This window comes from Kitasatospora sp. NPDC059817, from assembly GCF_042731835.1.
GTDB lineage: Bacteria > Actinomycetota > Actinomycetes > Streptomycetales > Streptomycetaceae > Kitasatospora.
Map to the genome: position 1 here is coordinate 60,684 of NZ_JBHWIR010000010.1, position 20,518 is coordinate 81,201.

Genomic DNA, 20,518 nt, shown 5'->3' on the forward strand with positions numbered 1-20,518 from the left:
GGGGAGCGGAGCGCGGGGCGGGCCAGTTACCTGCGCGGCCCCACCAGGGCGTAGACCCCGGCGCCGGTCACCAGCAGGCCCACCGCCGTCCAGGTGGACGCCTCCGTGCCAGGGGGGTAGGACATCCAACCGAACGCCTTCCCCACGGTGTTGGGCGGCAGCGGCGGGGAGAAGACGGCGAACGCGAGCCAGGCGGTCGGCAGGGTCCAGGCGAGGTGCGCCCCGCACACCACCGCCCCGAACGCGGCCAGGCCGGCCAGGCCCGCGGTGTCCCGGACGACGACCTCGGTGGGGGCGAACCTCGGCCCCACCGCCTGGACCGCCAGCAGCGCCGCACCCGCGACCACGCCGATCAGCAGCGCGTGCGCCGCCCGGCGGGGCGCCCACCGGATCGCGGCCGTCCTGTCCAGTGCGGCGTCCTGCCCGCCGAGCCCGACGGAGCCGGCCGCCACGCCCGCGGCGAGCACGAAGTACACGATCGGGTTGATCGCGTCCGCGTCCATCGCCCCCGTGCCGCCGCCCCGGTTGAAGGCCCACACCACCAGCGCGGTGAGCGCGACCGCGGCGGCCGACGTGGACACCTGCCGTGAACGCGCGTACAGCATCAGCCACCTCATCGCGACGCTCCCCCGGCCAGCTTCGGAACCTGCTTGTACCCCTCGCAGGAGAGCGCGGCGGCGTGCAGCTCGACGATCCGCGAGCGCTGCTCGGCCGGCGGCAGCGCCATCAGCTTCTGCCACGCGAGGTCGGCCTCGGCCCAGGTTTCGAGCGCGTACCGGCTGGTGCCCTTCTCCTGCAGCGGTTGGAGCTGGGAGTCGTGGAGGGCCCAGCTCACGGCGATGCTCTGGGCGGGGATGTCGTGGCTCCCCCCGCCCTCCTTGTCGTTGTCCGGGTAGCAGCTCGGCGCCAGGCCCCTGGCGATCAGCGCGCGGGTCAGCTTCTCGCCCTTCGCGTCGGCGAGCATCCGATCGCCGAAGTCGACCAGCAGCACGTCTGCGGAGAGTTCGCGTGCCGCGGCGAGCTCGTGCAGCGTGGCGTCCTCCCGCACCGAGGTCGGCGCCTTGTCGCCCAAGGCGTCGCGCAGCACGGGCATCGCCTCCTTGCTGCGCTGCGCGAGCTCGGCCAGGCGTGAACGGCTCGCCTGCGTCACGCACACCGGCCCGTCGCACACCAACGCCGCGGCGGCCTTGTCGACGACGTAGGTGTCGCGCGCGGCGGCCGGGAGGACCAGCAGAGCCAGGCCCAGGCCGGCCAGGACGGGAGTCACCGCGAGCAACCGCGCCCGGCGGGTCACAGCCGCCAGCAGCGCGAAGCCGGTGGCGAGCAGGCCGAGCAGCCAGAGCGTCTGGCCGAGGTGGACGGAGCCGGACAGGGTCAGCAGCATCTGCCGCGGCTCCACGGTCGCCGGGGACAGCTGGGCGAACCGGTTCTCCACCCTGCCCGTCGGCACCGCCCCTTCGTTGTTCATGCGCAGGAACAGGCCCGTCCCCACGAAGACGATCACCACCAGGGCCGGCGGGGTGAGCACGGAGGGCAGCGCCCGCGCGACGCCCATCCCGAACACGGCGCCCGCGACCAGGGACAGTGCCGCCACCAGCGAGATCGGCAGCCAGCCGAGGGATGCGTAGGTGGTCGGACCGGCCGCCACCTGGACTCCGCCCACCAGAACCAGCAGACCGAAGCCCACCGCCAGCGCAAGCCCGATCGCACCGGCCGGCAGCGCCGCACGGCGCCAGGCCGGCAGTGGCGTGGTCGTCAGCAGCTCGGTCATCCGCGAGCGGGATTCGCGCAGCCCGTACACCGCCCCGATGCCGATCACGAACGGCCACCAGAAGGCCAGCAGGGACCGGGTCCACATGGCCATGGTGGTCCACTGGGCCGTCCACCCCGCGGTGCCGTGCCACCAGAGCGCGTCGAACGGGAAGAAGACCGCCAGGCTGCCGGCCAGCACGACGATGCCGGCCCACGGGGCGGCGGAGCGCCTCAGCTCCGTCCGCAGCACACGTCCGTTCACCAGGCGCTCCCCTGCTGGCCGGAGTTGCTGAGCAGCGCCGAGTAGCCGCGCTCCAGGGGGCTGTCGCCCGGGTGGTCGGTGCTGCCCGCCGCACCCAGTTCGTCCGGCGTGCCCTGGAAGACGAGGCGGCCGTCGGCGAACAGCACCACGTCGGAGCAGGCGGCCGCGACGTCCTCGACCAGGTGGGTGGAGACGACCACGCAGGTGTCGCGGCCCAGGTCCTGCAGCAGTTCGCGGAAGCGCAGCCGCTGCGCCGGGTCCAGGCCGGCCGTCGGCTCGTCCAGCAGCAGCACCGCGGGGGAGTTGACGATGGCCTGGGCGATGCCGGCCCGCCGCACCATGCCGCCGGACAGGGTCTTCATCCGGTGGTCGGCGCGGTCCGCCAGGCCCACCCGTTCCACGGCCCGCTGGACGGCCCCGGGGATGTCCGCCTTCGGCACCTCCTTCAGCCAGGCCATGTACTCGACGAACTCGCGCACCGTGAAGCGCTTGTAGTAGCCGAAGTCCTGCGGCAGGTAGCCGATCTGGCGGCGCAGGGCCCGGTGGTCGACCACCCGGCCTCCCAGGGAGGTGCCGAGCATCTCCAGTTCGCCCTCGGTGGGGCGCAGCACGGTGGCCAGCGTCCGGATCAGGGTGGTCTTGCCCGCTCCGTTGGGCCCGAGGAGCCCGTGGGCGCCGATGCCCAGGGAGAGGTCGAGCCCGTCGACGGCCATCTTGCTCCGTCCGACGCGCACCCTCAGGCCGCTGGCCCGGATCTCCCAGGCGTAGGTCTTCGGCGCGGTGTCGGCCGCGCTCGCCGTATACGTCATGCGATGGTCCCTTTCCAGGGTGGACATGGGTTTCACAGCGTTGAGTACGCGTCCCTGCGGGCGATCACGGCGCAGACGCCGAGCGCGAGGAGCAGCCCCCACACGGGCAACTGGTCGCGGTGCAGGGCGAGTTCGAGGACAGCGGGGATGCGGCCGGTGACGAACGTGGGCACCACGACGGCAGCGCCCCACGCGGTCACCAGCCCCACGGCGGCGCGGGTCACGCCGATCACGGTGCCCAGCGCCAGGGCGGTGGAGGTGAAGGCCAGGGAGGGCAGCAGCCACTGCGCGGCCGTCGTGTTCCCGGTCAGCCATCCCCCCAGCAGGAGCCCGGGCACGACCACCACGAGGACCGCGGTGGTGCGCCTGAGCAGCAGGGCCAGGCCGGCCCGGGCGGTCGAGGCGGTCAGTTCGTGCGCCGGGTCCAGGCCGCGCGACCACGATGCGGCGACACCGCACAGCGGCAGCACGGGCGCGATCAGCGCCACCATCGAGGAGCCGCCGAAGACCTTCGCCGGCGCGGCAACGTCCAGCAGCATCGCCATCAGGGTGACGACGGCGGTCATCGCCAGCCACGGGGTCATGGCCGGTGTCAGCCAGGCCGACACCCACGTCGGGCGGTGCCGCCTCCGGGGCGCCCCGACGGCCGCGTCCAACTGCGCGTCCAGACCGGCCCGGACGGTGTCGACGAGCGCGGCGACGCCGGGCGCCTCGGTGGCCACGGAGGCCGCCAGCAGGCTCCGGCACGGCGCGCACGTCTCCAGGTGGGCCTCCAGCGCCCACACCGTGTCCGCGGCCATCGCCGTGTCACCACGCGCGTAGTCGTCGATCAGCCGCCTCGACGCGTGTTCCGCGTTCATGCCAGCGCCTCCCGCATCGCGATCCGGGCCCGGCGGGCACGGGTCTTGACCGTGCCTTCGGGCAGTCTGAGCAGGACGGCGGTCTCCCGGACGGAGAGTCCGTCGAGCACCGTCGCCTGCAGTACGTCTCGAAGTTCCGGCGCCAGCCGCCGCAGGGCGTCACCCACGTCGCCGCCGACGGTCCCGGCGAGCGCCTCCTCCTCCGCCGCGGGCACCACGGCCCGCTCGGCGGCGGCGGCCGGCGGTTCGGCGTGGTGGGCACGGCGCCGGAAGGCGTCGACGAGGCGGCGCGCCGCGATCGTCCACAGCCACCCGACGGCCGTCCCGCCGACGGCGCTCCCGGCGAACGCGCCGGCCGCGCGCCACACCGCCAGATAGGTCTCCTGCATGACCTCGGCGACGATCTGCTCGTCCGCGCAGCGGCGGCGCAACCGCACCGCCAGCCACGGCGACGTGCGCCGGTACAGCTCGTCGAACGCCGCGCGGTCACTTCTGGCGATCAGCCGGACGAGGCGTTCCTCGTCCAGCTCGTCCAGTGCTCTCCTGCGTGATCTCACACCAGCCAGACGCCGGCGACCGCGCGCAGGTTCTGCGTTCGACGTGACCTGCGTCACATGAAAGCAGCGCAGGAAGTCGGCCTACCCGACTTCCTGCGCTGCGGCGACCTCGACGCCCGGATCAGGCACCTGCGGTGGCGAGCACCCCGCCGCCCTACCGGTCCTCGGCCGCCCGCGCCAGCAGCGCGATCTCGGCCGCCACCGCCGCCGGCTCGGCCGCGACGGTGATGTCGAACACCGGCAGCATGTCCCGAACCGGCCTGGCCGACACGAGGACCACCCGGTACCGGCCCGCTCGCACTCCCCGATCGCCACCGGCGCTCCAGCCTCCCGAAAACCGCTTGCCGGGCGGACGACGGCCCCCGTACCGTCACCCGGCGTGACCCCGACCCTGCGCACCGAGCGCCTGCTGCTCGACCCGTACGTCCTCGCGGACGAAGAGGACTTCGTGACGCTGTTCCAGGACCGGGAGGTGTCCCGGTGGATGGGCGACGGCCCGCAGTCCGAGGCCGAGGACCGGGCCCTGTTCGGCCGCATCTTCACCCAGGTGTACGCCTCGAACCGGTTCGACGTCTGGGCCGTCCGGCAGGGCGGCCGCCTCGTCGGGCACGCCGAGATCAAGCCCACCACCGTGGTCGAGGGCTTCGAGATCGTCTACGCGCTGGCCCCGGAGGCGTGGGGCCGCGGCCTGGGCACCGAACTGGCGGCCGCGATCGTCGACTACGGCTTCACCGCCCTGGGGCTGGCCGAGGTGCACGCGACGGTCGCCGACGCCAACCTCGCTTCGCTGGCATTGCTGGGCAGGATCGGCTTCCGGCACGTCCGCGACATCACGGAGGACGACGGCAGCACGACCCGCCTGCTCACTCGGGGCCGCGCCGATGCCGCCGGAGCCGCCTCGCCGTAGCCGCCCCGCCGGAGCAGAAAGACCGGAACGAACGCTCCCCCGATCGGGGGAGGCCCCCCATGAGCTGCGCCGCAATACTGGTGATCATGATCAGGGGAATCCGGCCGCTGCTGCGCGGCTCCACGTACTCGGGTGTGCTGTTCGCCTTCTTCGGCGCGCTGGCGAGCCTGCCGCTACTGCCGTTCGCGATGCTGCCGATGATGGCCTGGCCGTCCGGCCCCTACCTCACGCGGGCGGTGCTCACCCTGCTGTTCTGGGCGGCGCTGCTCGCCGTGGTCGGGCTGGCCCGCACCACCCGGCGGGTGCTGATCGGCGGCGTCCGTCGGCTGCTGAGGGTGTCGCTGCCGGATCCGGTGTCCGGCGCCCGGGCGGCGGACGCCCCCGGCTCCGACCGTTGGCGCACCCCGCTGTGGCTGCTGCTGCACGTGGCGCTGGGCTGGGTGGGGGGCCTGGCGAGCCTCGTGCTGCTCGGCGCAGCCGTGGCCCTGCCGGGCGGCTGGGTCTCCGGTGATGCCCGGCTGAGCTGGCCCGGCCGGTCGGTGCAGCTGACGGGCGCCTGGAGCTGGGTGGTGGCGGCGGTCTGCCTGCTGCTGGCGCCGGTGGTGTGCGCGGCGGTGGCGGGCGCGCTGCGCGGGCTGGCCCCGAAGCTGCTGGGTCCGTCGGCGGCCGAGCGGCTGGCGCTGGCGGCGGAGCGGGAGCGCCGGCTGGCCGAACGCAACCGGCTGGCCCACGAGTTGCACGACTCGATCGGGCACACCCTGACGGCGGCCACGATCCAGGCGGCGGTGGCGGGCGAGGTGCTCTCCGCCGACCCGGTGGCGGCGCGGGCCGCCATGCGCAGCATCGAGGAGTCGACCCGGGCCGCCCTGGAGGACCTGGACTACGTGCTGGGCGCGCTGCGCGAGGAGGAGTCGGGGGCGGCCCCGGCCCGGACCTTGGCCGACCTGCCCGAGCTGCTGGACCGGCTGCGGCACGCCGGCGCGGTGGTGGAGCCGGAGCTGTCCGGCGAGCTGGCGCAGGTGCAGGGGACGCTCTCCCGGGCGGCGTACCGGATCCTCCAGGAGGGGCTGACGAACGCGCTGCGGCACGGAGCGGGCGGCCCGATCGAGGTCCGGGTGGCGGCCGGGCCGGACACCCTGGAGCTCAGCGTGGCCAACCGGACCGGGGCGGGCCCGCGCCAGGGCGCCTTCCCGACCTCCGGCCACGGCCTGCCGGGTCTGGCCGAGCGGGTCCGGCTGCTGCACGGCGAGATCGAGGCCGGGCCGGACGGGCCCCAGGCCTGGCGGCTGGCCGTCCGGCTGCCCGTACGGTTGTCGGCATGACCGGCCCAGATCCCACCGACGCCGCGCCCGACGCCCCGGGCGACGCCACCGGCACCCCCGTCACCCTCCTGATCGCGGACGACGACGAGGTGACCCGCAGCGGCCTGCGCACCCTGCTCGCGGCGCAGCCGGGGATCACGGTGGTCGGGGAGGCGGCCGACGGCGTCGACGCGGTCGAGCAGGCGCAGCGGCTGCGGCCGGACGTGGTCCTGATGGACGTACGGATGCCGCGCCGCAACGGGATCGAGGCCACCCGGCAGTTGCTGGCCGAGTCGGCCGCGCCGCCGAAGGTCGTGGTGATCACCACCTTCGAGAACGACGGCTACGTCACCGCCGCGCTCAGCGCGGGGGCGAGCGGGTTCGTGCTGAAGCGGCTTCCGGTGCGGCAGATCGCGGAGGCGGTGCGGGTGGCGGCGGCCGGGGAGGCGATCCTCTTCCCGGCGGCGCTGCGCCGGATGGTCTCCGCCCGCCCGCTGGACTCCGCCGAGGCGTTGCCCCGGGCGGCGTTGACGGTGCGGGAGGAGGAGGTGCTGCGGTCGATGGCCACGGGCCAGTCCAACCCGGAGATCGCGGAGTCGCTCAGGGTGAGTCTGGAGACGGTGAAGACGCACGTCGGGAACGTGCTGACCAAGCTCGGCGCGCAGAACCGGACCCACGCCGTGGTGATCGCGTACGAGTCCGGCCTGGTGGTGCCGGGGCTCGCCGGCTGACCCGGCCCGCCCCGACACCCGCCCTCGGTCAGGAATCCAGCTCGCCGAGGAAGTCCAGCGCGATGGCCCAGGCCCGCTCCGCCGCCTCGGCGTCGTAGTCGGCCAGCTCGGTGTCGGTGAACAGGTGCCCGGCGCCCCGGTAGCGGTGCACCTCGACGTCGGCCCCGGCCCGCCGCATCCCCAGGTACCAGGCGTTCAGCCAGTCCTCGGTCTCGAACGGGTCCGGCTCGGCGACGTGCAGCTGCACCGGGATCTCGGTGGACGCGTCCTCGCGCAGGTCGGAGGTGCCGTGCAGGAGCAGCAGGCCGCGGGCCTTGTCGTCGGCGAGGGCGAGGTTCTGCGCGAGCGAGCCGCCGAGCGAGAAGCCCGCGTAGACCAGGCCGCCGTCGGACAGCGGAGCGGCGGCGGTGACGGCCCGGCGCAGCAGTTCCTCGCTGCCGCCGACCTCCTCCTGGTACGCCAGTCCGGCCTCGATGTCGTCGAAGGTCCGCCCGTCGTACAGGTCCGGGGTGTGCACGGTGTGCCCGGCGGCGCGCAGCCGGTCGGCGGCGGCGTTGACGGCGGAGCGCAGCCCGAGGGCGGAGTGGAAGAGGACGATCTGGGCCACGGTCGGGGTCCTTCGGCAGCTGAGGGCGGGTACTCCCCCATGATCCCGCATGATCCGGCGACCCGACTTCCCCGGCCCGCCCGCCCCGGCCTCCCCCGCTCGCCCTCCCCGGGCAACCACACCCGCCCGCTCCACGACGGATCGTCAGGTCACCTGATTTACCTACGCTTTACTAGCGGGTAACCTTCCGGACGTGAACGATCTTGTCCATGACATGACCCCTGCCCACCCGCGCCGCCGCCAGGTCCTGAAGGCCGGCGCGCTGGCCGCCGGCGCGACCGCCGCCCTCCCGATCGCCCTCCCCACCCCCGCCGAAGCCGCCGAGCCGGCCCAGGCCACCCAGACCGCCCAGGCCGCCGGAGCCGCCGGAGCCGCGCAGGCCCCCGAAGCCGCCCCCCGCTTCCTGCACGGCATAGCCTCCGGCGACCCCCTCCCCGACGGCGTCCTGCTCTGGACCAGGGTGACGCCCCGCCCCGAGGCCCTCCCCGGCTCGGGCCTCGGCCCCGACACCGAGGTCCGCTGGGAGCTGGCCGCCGACCAGGCCTTCACCCGCGTCGTCGCGAGCGGCACGGTGACCGCCACCGCCGCCGCCGACCACACCGTCAAGGCCGACGTCCGCGGCCTGACCCCGGACACCCCCTACTGGTACCGCTTCACCGCCACCACTGCCACCACCGGTACCGGTACCGGCAGCGCCGTCTCCCCCACCGGCCGCACCCGCACCACCCCCGCCACCGACGCCGCCCTCTCCCGGCTGCGGTTCGGCGTCGCCTCCTGCGCCAACTGGGAGGGCGGCTACTTCTCCGCCTACCGCCACCTCGCCGCCCGCGGCGACCTGGACGCCTTCCTCTTCCTCGGCGACTACATCTACGAGTACAAGACCGGCGAGTTCTGCGCCCGCGGCACGGTCGTGCGCCCGCACGCCCCCACCCACGAGATCCTCACCCTCGCCGACTACCGCACCAGGCACGGCCAGTACAAGACCGACGACGACCTCCAGGCCCTGCACGCCAAGCTCCCGACCATCGCGATCTGGGACGACCACGAGTTCGCCAACGACGCCTGGTCCGGCGGCGCCGAGAACCACACCCCGGGCACCGAGGGCGCCTGGTCCGACCGGATGGCCGCCGCCAAGCAGGCCTACTTCGAGTGGATGCCGGTCCGGCCCTCGATCGCCGGCACCACCTACCGCCGCCTGCGCTACGGCAAGCTCGCCGACCTGCACCTGATGGACCAGCGCTCGTTCCGCTCCCAGCAGGCGAAGACGGGCAGCGGCGCCGTCGACTCGGCCGACCGCACCCTCACCGGCCGCGCCCAACTGGACTGGCTCAAGGCCGGGTTGTCCGCCTCCGACACCACCTGGCGGCTGATCGGCAACGAGGTGATGATCTCCCCGGTCGCCTTCCTCTCGCTGCCCGACTACCTGCTGCGCCCGCTGGCCAAGCTGCTCGGCCTGCCCGGCGAGGGCGTGGCGGTCAACCCCGACCAGTGGGACGGCTACACCCACGACCGCCGCGAGCTGCTCGGCCACCTCAAGGCGAACGGGATCACCAACACCGTCTTCCTGACCGGCGACATCCACTCCGCCTGGGCCGCCGACGTCCCGAACGAGGCCGCCACCTACCCGCTGTCCGGCAGTGTCGCCACCGAGTTCGTGGTCACCTCGGTGACCTCCGACAACGTCGACGACCTGCTGAAGGTCGCCCCGCAGACCGTCTCGCTGGCGGCCGGCACCGCGATCAAGGCGGCCAACCCGCACGTCAAGTGGGTCGACCTGGACTCGCACGGCTACGGGGTCCTGGACATCACCCCCGAGCAGACCCAGATGGACTACTACGTCCTCTCCGACCGCACCCGCAAGGACGCGACCAGCAGCTGGACCCGCTCCTACCGCACCCGCACCGGCACCCAGCGGATCGAGCGCGCGAACGCCCCGATCGCCTGACCCCAGCCCTGACCCCCGCCCTGCGCCCCACCCCGGTCACCCACCCCGGTCACCCACCCCGGGCCCGCCGCACCCCCGCGGCCACCACGCCGCGCCCGCGCCGGCGCCCCCCCCCCGGCCCCCCCCCCCCCCGGGGGGGCCCCCGCAGCACAACGGCCCTACGACACCACGTCCTTGCGCGCGAACCCCCGGAACGCCAGCGCGAGCAGCACCGCCGCGTACGACAGCGACAGCGAGACGCCCTGCACCATGCCGCCCCACTCCAACTGCGGCTGCAGGGCGTCCGCCCAGGCGTACTGCCAGTGCGCGGGCAGCCACTCCCGCAGGCCCCCCAGCGCCGTGACGGCGTCCAGCACCCCGGTGATGATCGACGCGAACACCGCCCCGCCGACGGCGCCCAGCGGCGCGTCCGTCGCCGTGGAGAGCCAGAACGCCAGCGCGGCGATCACGATCTCGGCGAGGAACACGTACGCCGCCGCGACGGCCAGCCGGGGCAGCGCCTCCCCGGCCGAAAGGCTGGCCCCGGTGGGCAGTTTGAGGTCCCCCCAGCCGTACGCGGCGGTGCCGACGACCAGCCCGATCAGCGGCAGCATCGCCACCGCCACCGCCGAGAACGCCAGCCCGACCGCGAACTTGCGGGCCAGCAGCCGGGCCCGGGGCACCGGCGCGGCCAGCAGGTAGCGCAGCGAGGACCAGCTCGCCTCGGAGGCGACCGTGTCGCCGCAGAACAGCGCCACCGGGATGACCAGCAGGAAGCCGGTGCCCACGAACAGCATGGTGGCGGCGAAGTTGGGCCCGGACGCGGTGGCCAGGTCGATGAAGGTGGTCCGGTCGGGGCGGCTCGGGGTGCCGCCGATCTGGAACGCGGCCAGCATCACGAACGGCAGGGCGGCCAGCACCGCGCCGATCACCAGGGTGCGGCGGCGCCGCAGTTGGCGCATCGCCTCCACCCGCAGCGGCAGCGTCCGGCCCGCCCGGTACCCCTCGGCGTGGTCCGCCGAAACGACGCCGCTCACGCCACCGCTCACGCCATCACCCACCTCGCCGCTCACCTCACTGCTCACGCCACCGTTCGCACCCCTGCTCACGCCGCACCTCCGATCAACGACAGGAACGCGTCCTCCAGCCGCCGCTGCGGCCCGGCGCTCTCCACCGGCACACCGAGGCGCACCAGTTCGGCCAGCAGTTCGTGCGCCGCCAGCCCGTCCAGGCGCACCAGCAGCCCGCCCTCGACGGCCTCCGCCGAGCCGACCCCGGCCAGCGCGCCGACCTTCTCGACGACCGACCCGGGCTCGTACCCGGCGGGCACGCCGAGGAACAGCAGCTCGCCCGCGCCGACGATCTCGCCGACGGCGCCGGTGGTGATCAGCCGCCCGCGGTCCATCACCACCAGGTCCGTGCAGCTCTGCTCGACCTCGGCGAGCAGGTGGCTGGAGACGATGACGGTACGGCCGGCGGCGGCGTACCGGATCATCACCTCGCGCATCTCGCGGATCTGCGGCGGGTCGAGCCCGTTGGTCGGCTCGTCGAGGATCAGCAGGTCCGGCATCCCGAGCATGGCCTGGGCGATGGCGAGCCGCTGCCGCATGCCCTGCGAGTAGGTCCGCACGGCGCGGTCGAGCGCCTCGCCGAGACCGGCGATGGCCAGCGCCTCGTCGAAGCGGGCGTCCTCCTCCGGCCGGCCGGTGGCCTGCCAGTACAGCCGCAGGTTGGCCCGGCCGGTGAGGTGCGGCAGGAAGCCCGCGCCCTCGACGAAGGCGCCGACCCGGGAGAGCACCGGCGCACCGGGGCGCACCAGGTGGCCGAAGATCCGGATCTCGCCCGCGTCGGGCCGGATCAGGCCCATCAGCATCCGCAGCGTGGTGGTCTTGCCGGCGCCGTTGGGCCCGAGCAGGCCGAGCACCTGCCCCTGCTCCACCCGGAAGCCCAACTCCCGTACGGCGTAACGGTCCTGGGCGCCCTTGTAGCGCTTGCTCAGGCCGGTGATCTGCAACGGCACCCCGGCCAGCGCCGGGTCGTACGCCGGCCCGTCGCCCGCCCCCCGCCGACGGCGGCGCAGCAGCCGGGGCGACAGCACCAGGCCCAGCGCCACCACGACGGCCGCCAGCGGCAGCAGCCAGGTGCGCGCGGGCAGCGGCGTGGCCTCGGTGACGAGTTCGTCGTCGGTCGGCACGGTGAGCGCCCCGGCCGGCGCGACCCGGTAGGTGGCGGGCTCGACGGGCGAGGCGTACGCGAGGTCGGTGGCGGCCAGCACGAGCCGCAGCCGGTGCCCGGTGGCGAAGGTGTGGTCGACGGCGGGCAGCGCGACCGTGACGGTGCGGCCCGCGTCGGCGCCGGTGACCCGCAGCGGGGCGGCGAGCTGCTGCGGGAGCACGGCCTTGCCGTCCGGGCCCACGTCGTACAGCTTGGCGAAGAGCACCGCGTCCGGCCGGTCGGCGTGCACCTGGACGGGCACGGTGGGCTGCCCGGTCAGGTGCAGCGGCTGGCCCAGCGGCGCGGAGTCGAAGGCGGCGTGCTGGCCGGGGAAGTCGAGCGACAGCCCGGCGCCGAGCGAGGCGGCCTGGCTGAGCGCCCCGATCCCGGGCAGCGTCGAGATCCCGGGCGGGGCGCCGCCGGGCGGGTTGGCGATGGTCTGCTCACCGCCGGCCAGTTCGACGCCGTGGGAGCCGGTTCCGCCCAGGCCCGGGTAGCGGTCGGCGGAGGCGCCGCGCAGCACGGCTTGGAAGCCGGTGGAGTCGACGCCCCCGGTGCGGGTGACCCGGAACGCGGGGCCGATGTCGTCGCCCTGCCCCTTCAGGTAGTGGTCGAACCAGGCGGTCACCCGGTCGTCGACCCGGGCGCTGGTGTCGGTGCCGCCGTCGTGCCCGCCGGCGAACCAGTCCACCGAGACGGGCGCCCCGTTGGCCGCGACGGCCCGGGCGATCCGGTCACCCTGGTCGAGCGGGAACAGCGAGTCCTGCTGGCCCTGCACGACCAGGGTGGGCGCCTTGAGCTGCGCGGCCACCGAGGACGGGCTGGAGCGGTCCAGCAGTGCGACGGCCTCCGGGTCGGCGTGCCCGGCGGTGGCGACCCTGTCGTACATCTGGCAGAGCGACTCCAGGAACCGCCCGCAGCCGACCGGCCCGCCCGCGGCGTCACCGCCCTGCCCGGAACCGCCCTGCCCGGAACCGCCCTGCCCGGGAGCGCCCTGCCCCGGCCCGGCCCCGCCGCCGCGCGGCGCGCCGCCGGAGGGGCCGAGGTCGCCGGCCGCGCCGGTGGTGAAGAAGATCCCGGCCCAGAGCTTCTTGAACACGCCGTCGACGGCGCCCGAGCCCTGCACGCCCTGCGGGAACAGCGCGTCGGCCAGGTTCCACCAGGTGATCTGGGTGGCCACCGCGTCGATCCGGTGGTCGTACGCGGAGGCCAGCAGCGAGACGGCGCCGCCGTACGAGGCACCGGTGATGCCGACCCGGGGGTCGCCGGGCCCGTCGAGCTGCACCTCGGGCCGCTGGGCCAGCCAGTCCACCAGGTGCTTGACGTCCTCGACCTCGCGGTCGGGCGCGTTGAGGCCGATCTTCCCGCCCGAGTGCCCGAAGCCGCGCGCCGACCAGGTCAGCACCGCGTACCCCTGTCGGGCCAGCTGCTGGGCGCGTTCGCGCTCGCCGTCCTTGGAGCCGCCGAAGCCGTGCGCGAGCAGGACCGCCGGGCGCGGGGTGCTGCCGGTGGTGAAGAAGGAGGTGTCCACCTGGACCTGCTGGTCACTGCCGGGGGTCTCCGGCATGGCGAGGAAACGGTCCTCCTGATGGACCGCCGGCTCACCGCCGGACGCCACCGTCGCCGTACCCGCCCCGGCCACCACCACCAGGGCCACCGCACCGGCCACCACCCTGCGCCGCACCGTCGTACCCCGGCTGCGCCACCGGCGCCACGCCCCACCGAACTCCATGGGGGCTGATCGTATCCGCCCCCCGGGTAGGCGTCCGATAAGGCCACCGCCGAAGCCGCCGCTTGCGCCCTGTTCACCCCGTTGCGTCCGGGTACCGCACGGGAAAACGGAGATCCCCGCACCCCGTCAGGGGCACGGGGATCCGCACGACCGGGCCCGAAGCCCTACAGCACCCGCGTCATCGTCCGATGCGGTATCCCCGCGGACTCGTACACCGGGCCCTCGGCCGTGTACCCCAGCCGCTCGTAGAACCCCAGCGCCCCCACCTGCGCGTGCAGTTCCACCTCGACGGCCCCGCGGTCGAGCCCGGCCGCCTCGATCGCCCGCACCAGCTGGGCCCCGAGCCCGGTCCCCCGGGCCGCCGACACCACCGCGAGGCGTCCGAGCAGCACCCGGCCCTCGACACCCCCGGTGAGCTTCAGCGCCTGCTCCCCGAAGATCAGCCGTGCGGTCCCGAGCGCGGTCCCGTCCGCCGCCACGGCCAGCAGGTGCACCGAGGTCGCGTCGTACTCGTCGTACTCCAGTTCCTCCGGCACGTGCTGCTCGACGATGAACACCTCGCGCCGCACGTCCCGCACCAGCGTCAGGTCCGCGGCGCCCGCCGCGGTCCGGATGGCCGCCGTCATCTCAGCTCTCCGACGAGATGATGTCGAGCGCCTTGCGCAGGTCGGGCGAGTACTCGCTGGAGAACTCGACCCACTGCCCGTCCGCCGGGTGCTCGAAGCCGAGCGACACGGCGTGCAGCCACTGCCGGGTCAGCCCGAGCCGCTTGGCCAGCGTCGGGTCGGCGCCGTAGGTCAGGTCGCCCACGCAGGGGTGGCGCAGCGCGGACATGTGGACCCGGATCTGGTGGGTGCGCCCGGTCTCCAGCTTGATGTCGAGCAGCGAGGCCGAGCGGTAGGCCTCGACCAGGTCGTAGTGGGTGACGGACGGCTTGCCGTCCTTGGTCACGGCCCACTTCCAGTCCGAGCTGGGGTGCCGTCCGATCGGCGCGTCCACGGTGCCGCTCAGCGGGTCCGGGTGCCCCTGCACGAGGGCGTGGTAGCGCTTCTCGGTGATCCGGTCGTGGAACTGCCGCTTGAGGTCGGTGTACGCGCGCTCGGACTTGGCGACGACCATCAGCCCGGAGGTGCCGACGTCGAGCCGGTGCACGACGCCCTGGCGCTCGGCGGCGCCGGAGGTGGAGATCCGGTAGCCGGCCGCGGCGAGCCCGCCGATGACGGTGGTGCCGGTCCAGCCGGGGCTGGGGTGCGCGGCGACGCCGACCGGCTTGTCGACGAGCACGATGTCCTCGTCGTCGTGGACGATCCGCATGCCCTCGACCGGCTCGGCGATGATCCGCACGGGGGCGGCGGGGGCGGGGATCTCGACCTCCAGCCAGGAACCGGCGGTCACCCGGTCCGACTTTCCGGCCACGGCGCCGTCGAGCGTCACCTTGCCGTCGGCGGCCAACTCGGCGGCCTTCGTCCGGGAGAAACCGAACATCCGGGCGAGGGCGGCGTCGAGGCGCTCGCCCTCCAGGCCGTCGGGTACGGGGAGGCTGCGGATCTGCGCTGCGGTACTCACCCGTACGAGTATGCCGGAACCGCGGCCCTCCGCCGCCCGCCCGACCGCCCGGGGCCCCTGCTACTCGGTCTTGCCGCCCTGCTGGTGGACGGTGCCGTCCGGGTTGCTGCCCCGGAAGGAGAGCAGCACGACGAGGATTCCGCCGCAGACGATCGCCGAGTCGGCGAGGTTGAAGACCGCGAAGTGCTGGACGGAGATGAAGTCGACGACGTGCCCGCGGAAGACGCCCGGCGAGCGGAACAGCCGGTCGGTGAGGTTGCCCAGGGCCCCGCCGAGCAGCAGCCCGAGCGCGATCGCCCAGGGCAGGCTGTACAGCCGGCGGGCGATCCGCCAGATCACCACGATGACGGCCGAGGCGATCATCGTGAAGACGACGGTCAGCGCCTGCCCCATGCCGAAGGCGGCGCCGGAGTTGCGGATGACCTGGAAGGTGACGACGTCCCCGATCACCTTGATCGCCGCGTGGTTCTCCAGCCGGGCCACGACCAGCAGCTTGCTGCCGAAGTCGATCAGGAAGGCGAGCAGCGAGACGACCATCAGCACGCCGATCCGCCGACGGCCCTTCGGCGCCTCCGCCGCGGCCGGGGCGGTCGCCTCGGCGGGCTCGGCAGGCTCCGCGGGCTCGGTGGGCTCGGCCACGGCCACCTCCACGGCTTCGGCGGGGGTCGGGACGGCGTCGTCCCGCGTCTGGGGGGAACCTTGCGTACTGATGATCCGCTCCGCTGCCGGTGGAGCTCCCCCGGTTGGAGGTGGGGGAGGGTGGGCCCATGGTCGCCGTACCGGACACCTCCGAACCGGACGTGTCCCAGGATTCAGGCGACGTTACGGGGTCGAGCGTACGGCAAGCCCGACCCCCTGCGCCGCCCCGGTCGGCCGCGTCAGCGGCGTTCCTGCTTGGCCTTGCACTGCACGCAGAGCGTGGCCCGGGGGAAGGCCTGCATCCGGGCCTTTCCGATGGCCTGCCCGCAGGACTCGCAGGTGCCGAAGCCGACGCCCTCCAGCCTGGTCAGGGCCCGCTCGGTCTGGGCGAGGCTGTCCCGGGCGTTGTTGGCGAGCGCGAGTTCGCTCTCCCGCGAGATGTTCTTCGTACCGGCGTCCACCTGGTCGTCACCGGCTCCGTCGTTGGAGTCACGCATCAGGCCGGAGATGGCCGCCTCGGCGGCGTCGATCTCGTTCTGCAGCCGCTCCAGCTCGCTGATGAGCTCGGTGTGCAGCTCGTGGACCTCGTCGGTGGTCCACGGGTCCTCGCCGGGCCGGACCGGCAACGTGGCCGGGTCCACCGACTCGGCGCCGCGCGGCACGGTGACGGTGTCGGTGCTGCTCTTCTGCCGTGCGGTAGTGGTCACGGTCCCCTCCCCTGGATCGGCCGCCACGGCCTTGCGTGCCCGCTTGGTGGCGGTACCCGCGCCGGTTGCCTTCTCAGCCATGGCTTCGACCCCATCTACGAACGAATCGAGCCGCCGGTTCCCGGCGGCCTCCAGTGCCGGAACGATAATCCCGATCAAAACCGGTCACAACATGACATTCCGACGCCCCATGATGATCCCACCCAGGCAGTCGCCCCAGCCGCCACGCCCCGCGCGCTGACCAGACTTGTGCCCAGATCACCCCCGCCTAACCACCACCGCCGCCGGCCCCGGAGCGCCCCGGCCGTCCACCGCGGGGAAAAACGATTTGGACAAACCGACTCACCCGGCCGATACACTGGCCCTGCAAGGCGCAGATGGGACGAGTACCGACGTACGCAGCCACCAGCGACCCGGGGACGGTGCGAGCCCGGGGGTGTGCACGGCGGGAAGATCACCCCGGAGCCGCCGGAAGAACGGCCGCCCGCCACCGCGCGGGCCGGCCCACTAGACCCGGCAGCAAGCCCAAACAAGAGGGCCGCAGCAGCACCGCGGCCAAGGAGGGTGGTACCGCGGGGCGGCTCGCCGTCTCGTCCCTCCGTCGGATCCCGTTCACATCCGCCGGAGGTATGACGCCCGCGATGAGCACCTACAACTCCGTCCCCGCACAGGTGGACCTGCCCGCCCTCGAACACCAGATCCTGTCGTTCTGGCAGGACAACAAGATCTTCCAGCGCAGCCTGGAGCAGTCCGAGGGCCGCCCCGAGTGGGTCTTCTACGAGGGCCCGCCGACCGCCAACGGCATGCCCGGCGCCCACCACATCGAGGCCCGCGTCTTCAAGGACGTCTTCCCGCGCTTCCGGACGATGAAGGGCTACCACGTCGCCCGCAAGGCCGGCTGGGACTGCCACGGCCTCCCGGTCGAGCTCGCCGTCGAGAAGGAGCTGGGCTTCTCCGGCAAGCAGGACATCGAGGCGTACGGCATCGCCGAGTTCAACGCCAAGTGCCGCGAGTCGGTGACCCGCCACACCGACGCCTTCACCGAGCTGACCACCCGCATGGGGTACTGGGTCGACCTCGACGAGGCCTACCGGACGATGGACCCGTCGTACGTCCAGTCCGTCTGGTGGTCGCTCAAGCAGATCTTCGACAAGGGCCTGCTGGTCCAGGACCACCGGGTCGCCCCCTGGTGCCCGCGCTGCGGCACCGGCCTGTCCGACCACGAGCTGGCCCAGGGCTACGAGACCGTCGTCGACCCCTCGGTCTTCGTCCGCTTCCCGCTGACCAGCGGCCCGCTGGCCGGCCGGGCCGCGCTGCTGGTCTGGACCACCACCCCGTGGACCCTGGTCTCCAACACCGCCGCCGCCGTCCACCCGGAGGTCACCTACGTGGTGGCCACCGACGGCGAGGAGAAGCTGGTCGTCGCCGAGCCGCTGCTCGCCAAGGCCCTCGGCGAGGGCTGGGAGGCCACCGGCGAGTCCTTCACCGGCGCCGAGATGGAGCGCTGGGCCTACCGCCGCCCGTTCGACCTGGTCGAGATCGAGAACGCGCACTACGTCCTCAACGCGGACTACGTCACCACCGAGGACGGCACCGGCATCGTCCACCAGTCGCCCGCCTTCGGCGCGGACGACCTCGCGACCTGCCGCAAGTACGGCCTGCCGGTGGTCAACCCGGTCCTCGCCGACGGCACCTTCGCCCCCGAGGTCCCGCTGGTCGGCGGCCAGTTCTTCAAGAAGGCCGACGAGGCCCTGGTCGCGGACCTCAAGGAGCGCGGCCTGCTCTTCCGCCACCTCCCGTACGAGCACAGCTACCCGCACTGCTGGCGCTGCCACACCGCGCTGCTCTACTACGCGCAGCCGTCCTGGTACATCCGCACCACCGCGGTCAAGGACGCCCTGATCCGGGAGAACGAGGCCACCAACTGGTACCCGGAGACCGTCAAGCACGGCCGCTTCGGCGACTGGCTGAACAACAACATCGACTGGGCGCTCAGCCGTAACCGCTACTGGGGCACCCCGCTGCCGATCTGGCGCTGCGAGGAGGGCCACCTCACCTGCGTCGGCTCGCTGGCCGAGCTCTCCGAGCTCACCGGCACCGACCAGAGCGAGCTCGACCCGCACCGCCCGTACATCGACGACGTGACCTTCGCCTGCCGCGAGTGCGGCGGCGCCTCGACCCGGGTCCCCGAGGTCATCGACGCCTGGTACGACTCGGGCTCGATGCCCTTCGCCCAGTACGGCTACCCGTACCAGAACAAGGAGCTGTTCGAGAAGCGCTACCCGGCGCAGTTCATCTCCGAGGCGATCGACCAGACCCGTGGCTGGTTCTACACGCTGATGGCGGTCGGCACCCTGGTGTTCGACAAGAACAGCTACGAGAACGTCGTCTGCCTGGGCCACATCCTGGCCGAGGACGGCCGCAAGATGTCCAAGCACCTGGGCAACATCCTGCAGCCGATCCCGCTGATGGACCAGCACGGCGCCGACGCCGTCCGCTGGTTCATGGCCGCCGGCGGTTCGCCCTGGTCGGCCCGCCGGGTCGGCCACGGCACCATCCAGGAGGTGGTCCGCAAGACCCTCCTCACCTACTGGAACACCGTCGCCTTCCAGGCCCTGTACGCCCGCACCGCCGGCTGGTCCCCCTCGGCGGCCGATCCTGCCCCGGCCGACCGCCCGCAGCTGGACCGCTGGGTCCTCTCCGAGCTGAACACCCTGGTCCGCGAGGTCGACGCCGCCTTCGAGGCGTACGACACCCAGCGCGCCGGCAAGCTGCTGTCCGGCTTCGTCGACGACCTGTCCAACTGGTACGTCCGCCGCGGCCGCCGCCGCTTCTGGCAGGGCGACGCGGCCGCGCTCGCCACCCTGCACGAGGCGCTGGAGACGGTCACCCGCCTGATGGCCCCGATGACCCCGTTCATCACCGAGCAGGTCTGGCAGGACCTGGTCGTCCCGATCGCCGCGGACGCCCCGGCCTCGGTCCACCTGGCCACCTGGCCGCAGGCGGACGAGTCGCTGATCGACACCGACCTCTCCCGGCACATGGCGCTGGTCCGCCGCCTGGTGGAGCTCGGCCGGGCCACCCGCGCCGAGTCCGGCGTGAAGACCCGTCAGCCGCTGTCCCGCGCGCTGATCGCCGCCCAGGGCTGGGACGAGCTGCCCGCCGACCTGCGCGCGCAGATCGCCGAGGAGCTCAACGTCTCCACCCTGGAGTCGCTCGCCGAGGTCGGCGGCTCGCTCGTCGACACCAGCGCCAAGGCCAACTTCCGCGCCCTGGGCAAGCGGTTCGGCAAGGGCGTGCAGGACGTCGCCAAGGCGGTCGCCGCCACCGACGCCGCCCGCCTGGCCGCCGAACTGCGCGCCGACGGCGAGACCTCGGTCGAGCTGAACGGCGAGCAGGTCGCCCTCTCCCCGGACGAGGTGATCATCACCGAGACCCCGCGCGAGGGCTGGGCCGTCGCCAACGAGTCCGGCGCCACCGTCGCCCTCGACCTGGCCATCACCCCGGAGCTCAAGCGGCTCGGCGTCGCCCGCGACGCCATCCGCCAGATCCAGGAGGCCCGCAAGAACTCCGGCCTCGACGTCGCCGACCGGATCGTCCTGCGCTGGCGGGCCACCACCGAGGAGACCGCCGAGGCCATCGCCGAGCACGGCCCCCTCGTCGCCGAGGAGGTCCTGGCCACCGACTTCGCCGCCGGCACGGCCGACTGGGACTCCGAGACCTTCGCCGACGAAGCCCTCGGCCTCGCCTTCCAGCTCCGCAAGGCCTGACCCGCTCCGAAGCCGCCGTCACCCCGCCCGGGGCGACGGCGGCGTCGCCGTACCCGCGCGCCCCGGAAGTGGAGTCACCACCTGTATCGGATACACAGAGTACGCGTCCGACGACAATGCCATTGTAGATCTCGGTGGTCTCAGTATCATTAAAAGGTGGGGTGGGGGGGTGGGGGTGTG

Annotated in this window: 17 protein-coding genes; 5 read left to right on the forward strand and 12 right to left on the reverse strand. The window is 73.6% G+C overall.

The features are described from left to right. Window positions 1-26 precede the first annotated feature (26 nt). From ACFV61_RS03900 to ACFV61_RS03920, 5 genes are read right to left on the reverse strand one after another with little or no spacing between them, the layout of a single operon-like run. A complete protein-coding gene (locus ACFV61_RS03900) occupies window positions 27-617 on the reverse strand; it encodes a hypothetical protein (RefSeq protein ID WP_380489977.1) in 591 nt (196 codons plus the stop codon). After that, window positions 614-2,014, reverse strand: coding sequence for a hypothetical protein (locus ACFV61_RS03905; RefSeq protein ID WP_380489980.1), 1,401 nt, complete (start codon window positions 2,012-2,014; stop codon window positions 614-616). The genes ACFV61_RS03900 and ACFV61_RS03905 overlap by 4 nt, the downstream gene beginning before the upstream one ends. After that, window positions 2,011-2,823 carry an ABC transporter ATP-binding protein gene (locus tag ACFV61_RS03910; protein WP_208869062.1) on the reverse strand — a complete coding sequence of 271 codons (813 nt, stop codon included), beginning with the start codon at window positions 2,821-2,823 and terminating at the stop codon, window positions 2,011-2,013. Before ACFV61_RS03910 ends, ACFV61_RS03905 begins: the two co-directional genes overlap by 4 nt. Window positions 2,824-2,855: 32 nt before the next feature. Continuing rightward, a complete protein-coding gene (locus ACFV61_RS03915) occupies window positions 2,856-3,683 on the reverse strand; it encodes a zf-HC2 domain-containing protein (RefSeq protein ID WP_363368437.1) in 828 nt (275 codons plus the stop codon). Further along, a complete protein-coding gene (locus ACFV61_RS03920) occupies window positions 3,680-4,240 on the reverse strand; it encodes an RNA polymerase sigma factor (RefSeq protein ID WP_350884320.1) in 561 nt (186 codons plus the stop codon). Before ACFV61_RS03920 ends, ACFV61_RS03915 begins: the two co-directional genes overlap by 4 nt. 379 nt (window positions 4,241-4,619) lie before the next feature. Here ACFV61_RS03920 and ACFV61_RS03925 point away from each other — a divergent pair, with 379 nt between their 5' ends. The 3 genes from ACFV61_RS03925 to ACFV61_RS03935 are packed head-to-tail and all read left to right on the forward strand — an operon-like array spanning window position 4,620 to window position 7,179. Beyond that, on the forward strand, window positions 4,620-5,147 hold the full coding sequence (locus tag ACFV61_RS03925) for a GNAT family N-acetyltransferase (protein WP_063347221.1): 528 nt from the start codon (window positions 4,620-4,622) through the stop codon (window positions 5,145-5,147). Window positions 5,148-5,206: 59 nt separating this feature from the next. Further along, entirely contained in the window at window positions 5,207-6,469 is a 1,263-nt protein-coding gene (locus ACFV61_RS03930; protein ID WP_380489982.1) for a sensor histidine kinase, read from the forward strand. After that, the gene (locus ACFV61_RS03935; protein ID WP_063347222.1) at window positions 6,466-7,179 is read left to right on the forward strand and encodes a response regulator transcription factor; all 714 of its coding nucleotides are present in this window, start codon (window positions 6,466-6,468) and stop codon (window positions 7,177-7,179) included. Before ACFV61_RS03930 ends, ACFV61_RS03935 begins: the two co-directional genes overlap by 4 nt. A 28-nt stretch (window positions 7,180-7,207) precedes the next feature. On the opposite strand, the gene ACFV61_RS03940 is transcribed toward ACFV61_RS03935, so the two are convergent. After that, window positions 7,208-7,837 carry a dienelactone hydrolase family protein gene (locus ACFV61_RS03940; protein ID WP_380489985.1) on the reverse strand — a complete coding sequence of 210 codons (630 nt, stop codon included), beginning with the start codon at window positions 7,835-7,837 and terminating at the stop codon, window positions 7,208-7,210. 163 nt (window positions 7,838-8,000) lie between these two features. Here ACFV61_RS03940 and ACFV61_RS03945 point away from each other — a divergent pair, with 163 nt between their 5' ends. Beyond that, complete coding sequence (locus ACFV61_RS03945) at window positions 8,001-9,731, forward strand: alkaline phosphatase D family protein (protein ID WP_380489995.1); 1,731 nt, start codon at window positions 8,001-8,003, stop codon at window positions 9,729-9,731. Between the two features lie 158 nt (window positions 9,732-9,889). Here ACFV61_RS03945 and ACFV61_RS03950 read toward each other — a convergent pair whose 3' ends face one another. From ACFV61_RS03950 to ACFV61_RS03975, 6 genes are all read right to left on the reverse strand, one after another. Then, entirely contained in the window at window positions 9,890-10,759 is an 870-nt protein-coding gene (locus ACFV61_RS03950) for an ABC transporter permease (protein WP_380489987.1), read from the reverse strand. A gap of 56 nt (window positions 10,760-10,815) precedes the next feature. Beyond that, window positions 10,816-13,656, reverse strand: coding sequence for an alpha/beta fold hydrolase (locus tag ACFV61_RS03955; RefSeq protein WP_380489990.1), 2,841 nt, complete (start codon window positions 13,654-13,656; stop codon window positions 10,816-10,818). Between the two features lie 164 nt (window positions 13,657-13,820). Then, window positions 13,821-14,282 (reverse strand): GNAT family N-acetyltransferase, encoded by a 462-nt coding sequence (locus ACFV61_RS03960; RefSeq protein ID WP_063347227.1) that lies wholly within the window; start codon window positions 14,280-14,282, stop codon window positions 13,821-13,823. 1 nt (window position 14,283) lies between these two features. After that, complete coding sequence (locus ACFV61_RS03965; protein ID WP_063347228.1) at window positions 14,284-15,222, reverse strand: RluA family pseudouridine synthase; 939 nt, start codon at window positions 15,220-15,222, stop codon at window positions 14,284-14,286. 60 nt (window positions 15,223-15,282) lie between these two features. Then, on the reverse strand, window positions 15,283-15,936 hold the full coding sequence (gene lspA, locus ACFV61_RS03970) for a signal peptidase II (RefSeq protein WP_380489998.1): 654 nt from the start codon (window positions 15,934-15,936) through the stop codon (window positions 15,283-15,285). Window positions 15,937-16,100: 164 nt separating this feature from the next. Beyond that, window positions 16,101-16,568 (reverse strand): TraR/DksA family transcriptional regulator, encoded by a 468-nt coding sequence (locus tag ACFV61_RS03975; RefSeq protein ID WP_244293330.1) that lies wholly within the window; start codon window positions 16,566-16,568, stop codon window positions 16,101-16,103. Between the two features lie 641 nt (window positions 16,569-17,209). Between ACFV61_RS03975 and ileS the strand changes: the two genes are divergently transcribed. Continuing rightward, on the forward strand, window positions 17,210-20,338 hold the full coding sequence (gene ileS / locus ACFV61_RS03980) for an isoleucine--tRNA ligase (RefSeq protein ID WP_380489993.1): 3,129 nt from the start codon (window positions 17,210-17,212) through the stop codon (window positions 20,336-20,338). The last annotated feature ends 180 nt before the right edge of the window (window positions 20,339-20,518 follow it).

Coding starts and splice junctions, on each gene's coding strand:
- ACFV61_RS03900 (WP_380489977.1), bottom strand. CDS start 617: ATGAGGTGGCTGATGCTGTACGCGCGTTCACGGCAGGTGTCCACGTCG.
- ACFV61_RS03910 (WP_208869062.1), bottom strand. CDS start 2,823: ATGACGTATACGGCGAGCGCGGCCGACACCGCGCCGAAGACCTACGCC.
- ACFV61_RS03915 (WP_363368437.1), bottom strand. CDS start 3,683: ATGAACGCGGAACACGCGTCGAGGCGGCTGATCGACGACTACGCGCGT.
- ACFV61_RS03930 (WP_380489982.1), top strand. CDS start 5,207: ATGAGCTGCGCCGCAATACTGGTGATCATGATCAGGGGAATCCGGCCG.
- ACFV61_RS03935 (WP_063347222.1), top strand. CDS start 6,466: ATGACCGGCCCAGATCCCACCGACGCCGCGCCCGACGCCCCGGGCGAC.
- ACFV61_RS03940 (WP_380489985.1), bottom strand. CDS start 7,837: ATGCGGGATCATGGGGGAGTACCCGCCCTCAGCTGCCGAAGGACCCCG.
- ACFV61_RS03945 (WP_380489995.1), top strand. CDS start 8,001: ATGACCCCTGCCCACCCGCGCCGCCGCCAGGTCCTGAAGGCCGGCGCG.
- ACFV61_RS03955 (WP_380489990.1), bottom strand. CDS start 13,656: ATGGAGTTCGGTGGGGCGTGGCGCCGGTGGCGCAGCCGGGGTACGACG.
- ACFV61_RS03960 (WP_063347227.1), bottom strand. CDS start 14,282: ATGACGGCGGCCATCCGGACCGCGGCGGGCGCCGCGGACCTGACGCTG.
- ileS (WP_380489993.1), top strand. CDS start 17,210: ATGAGCACCTACAACTCCGTCCCCGCACAGGTGGACCTGCCCGCCCTC.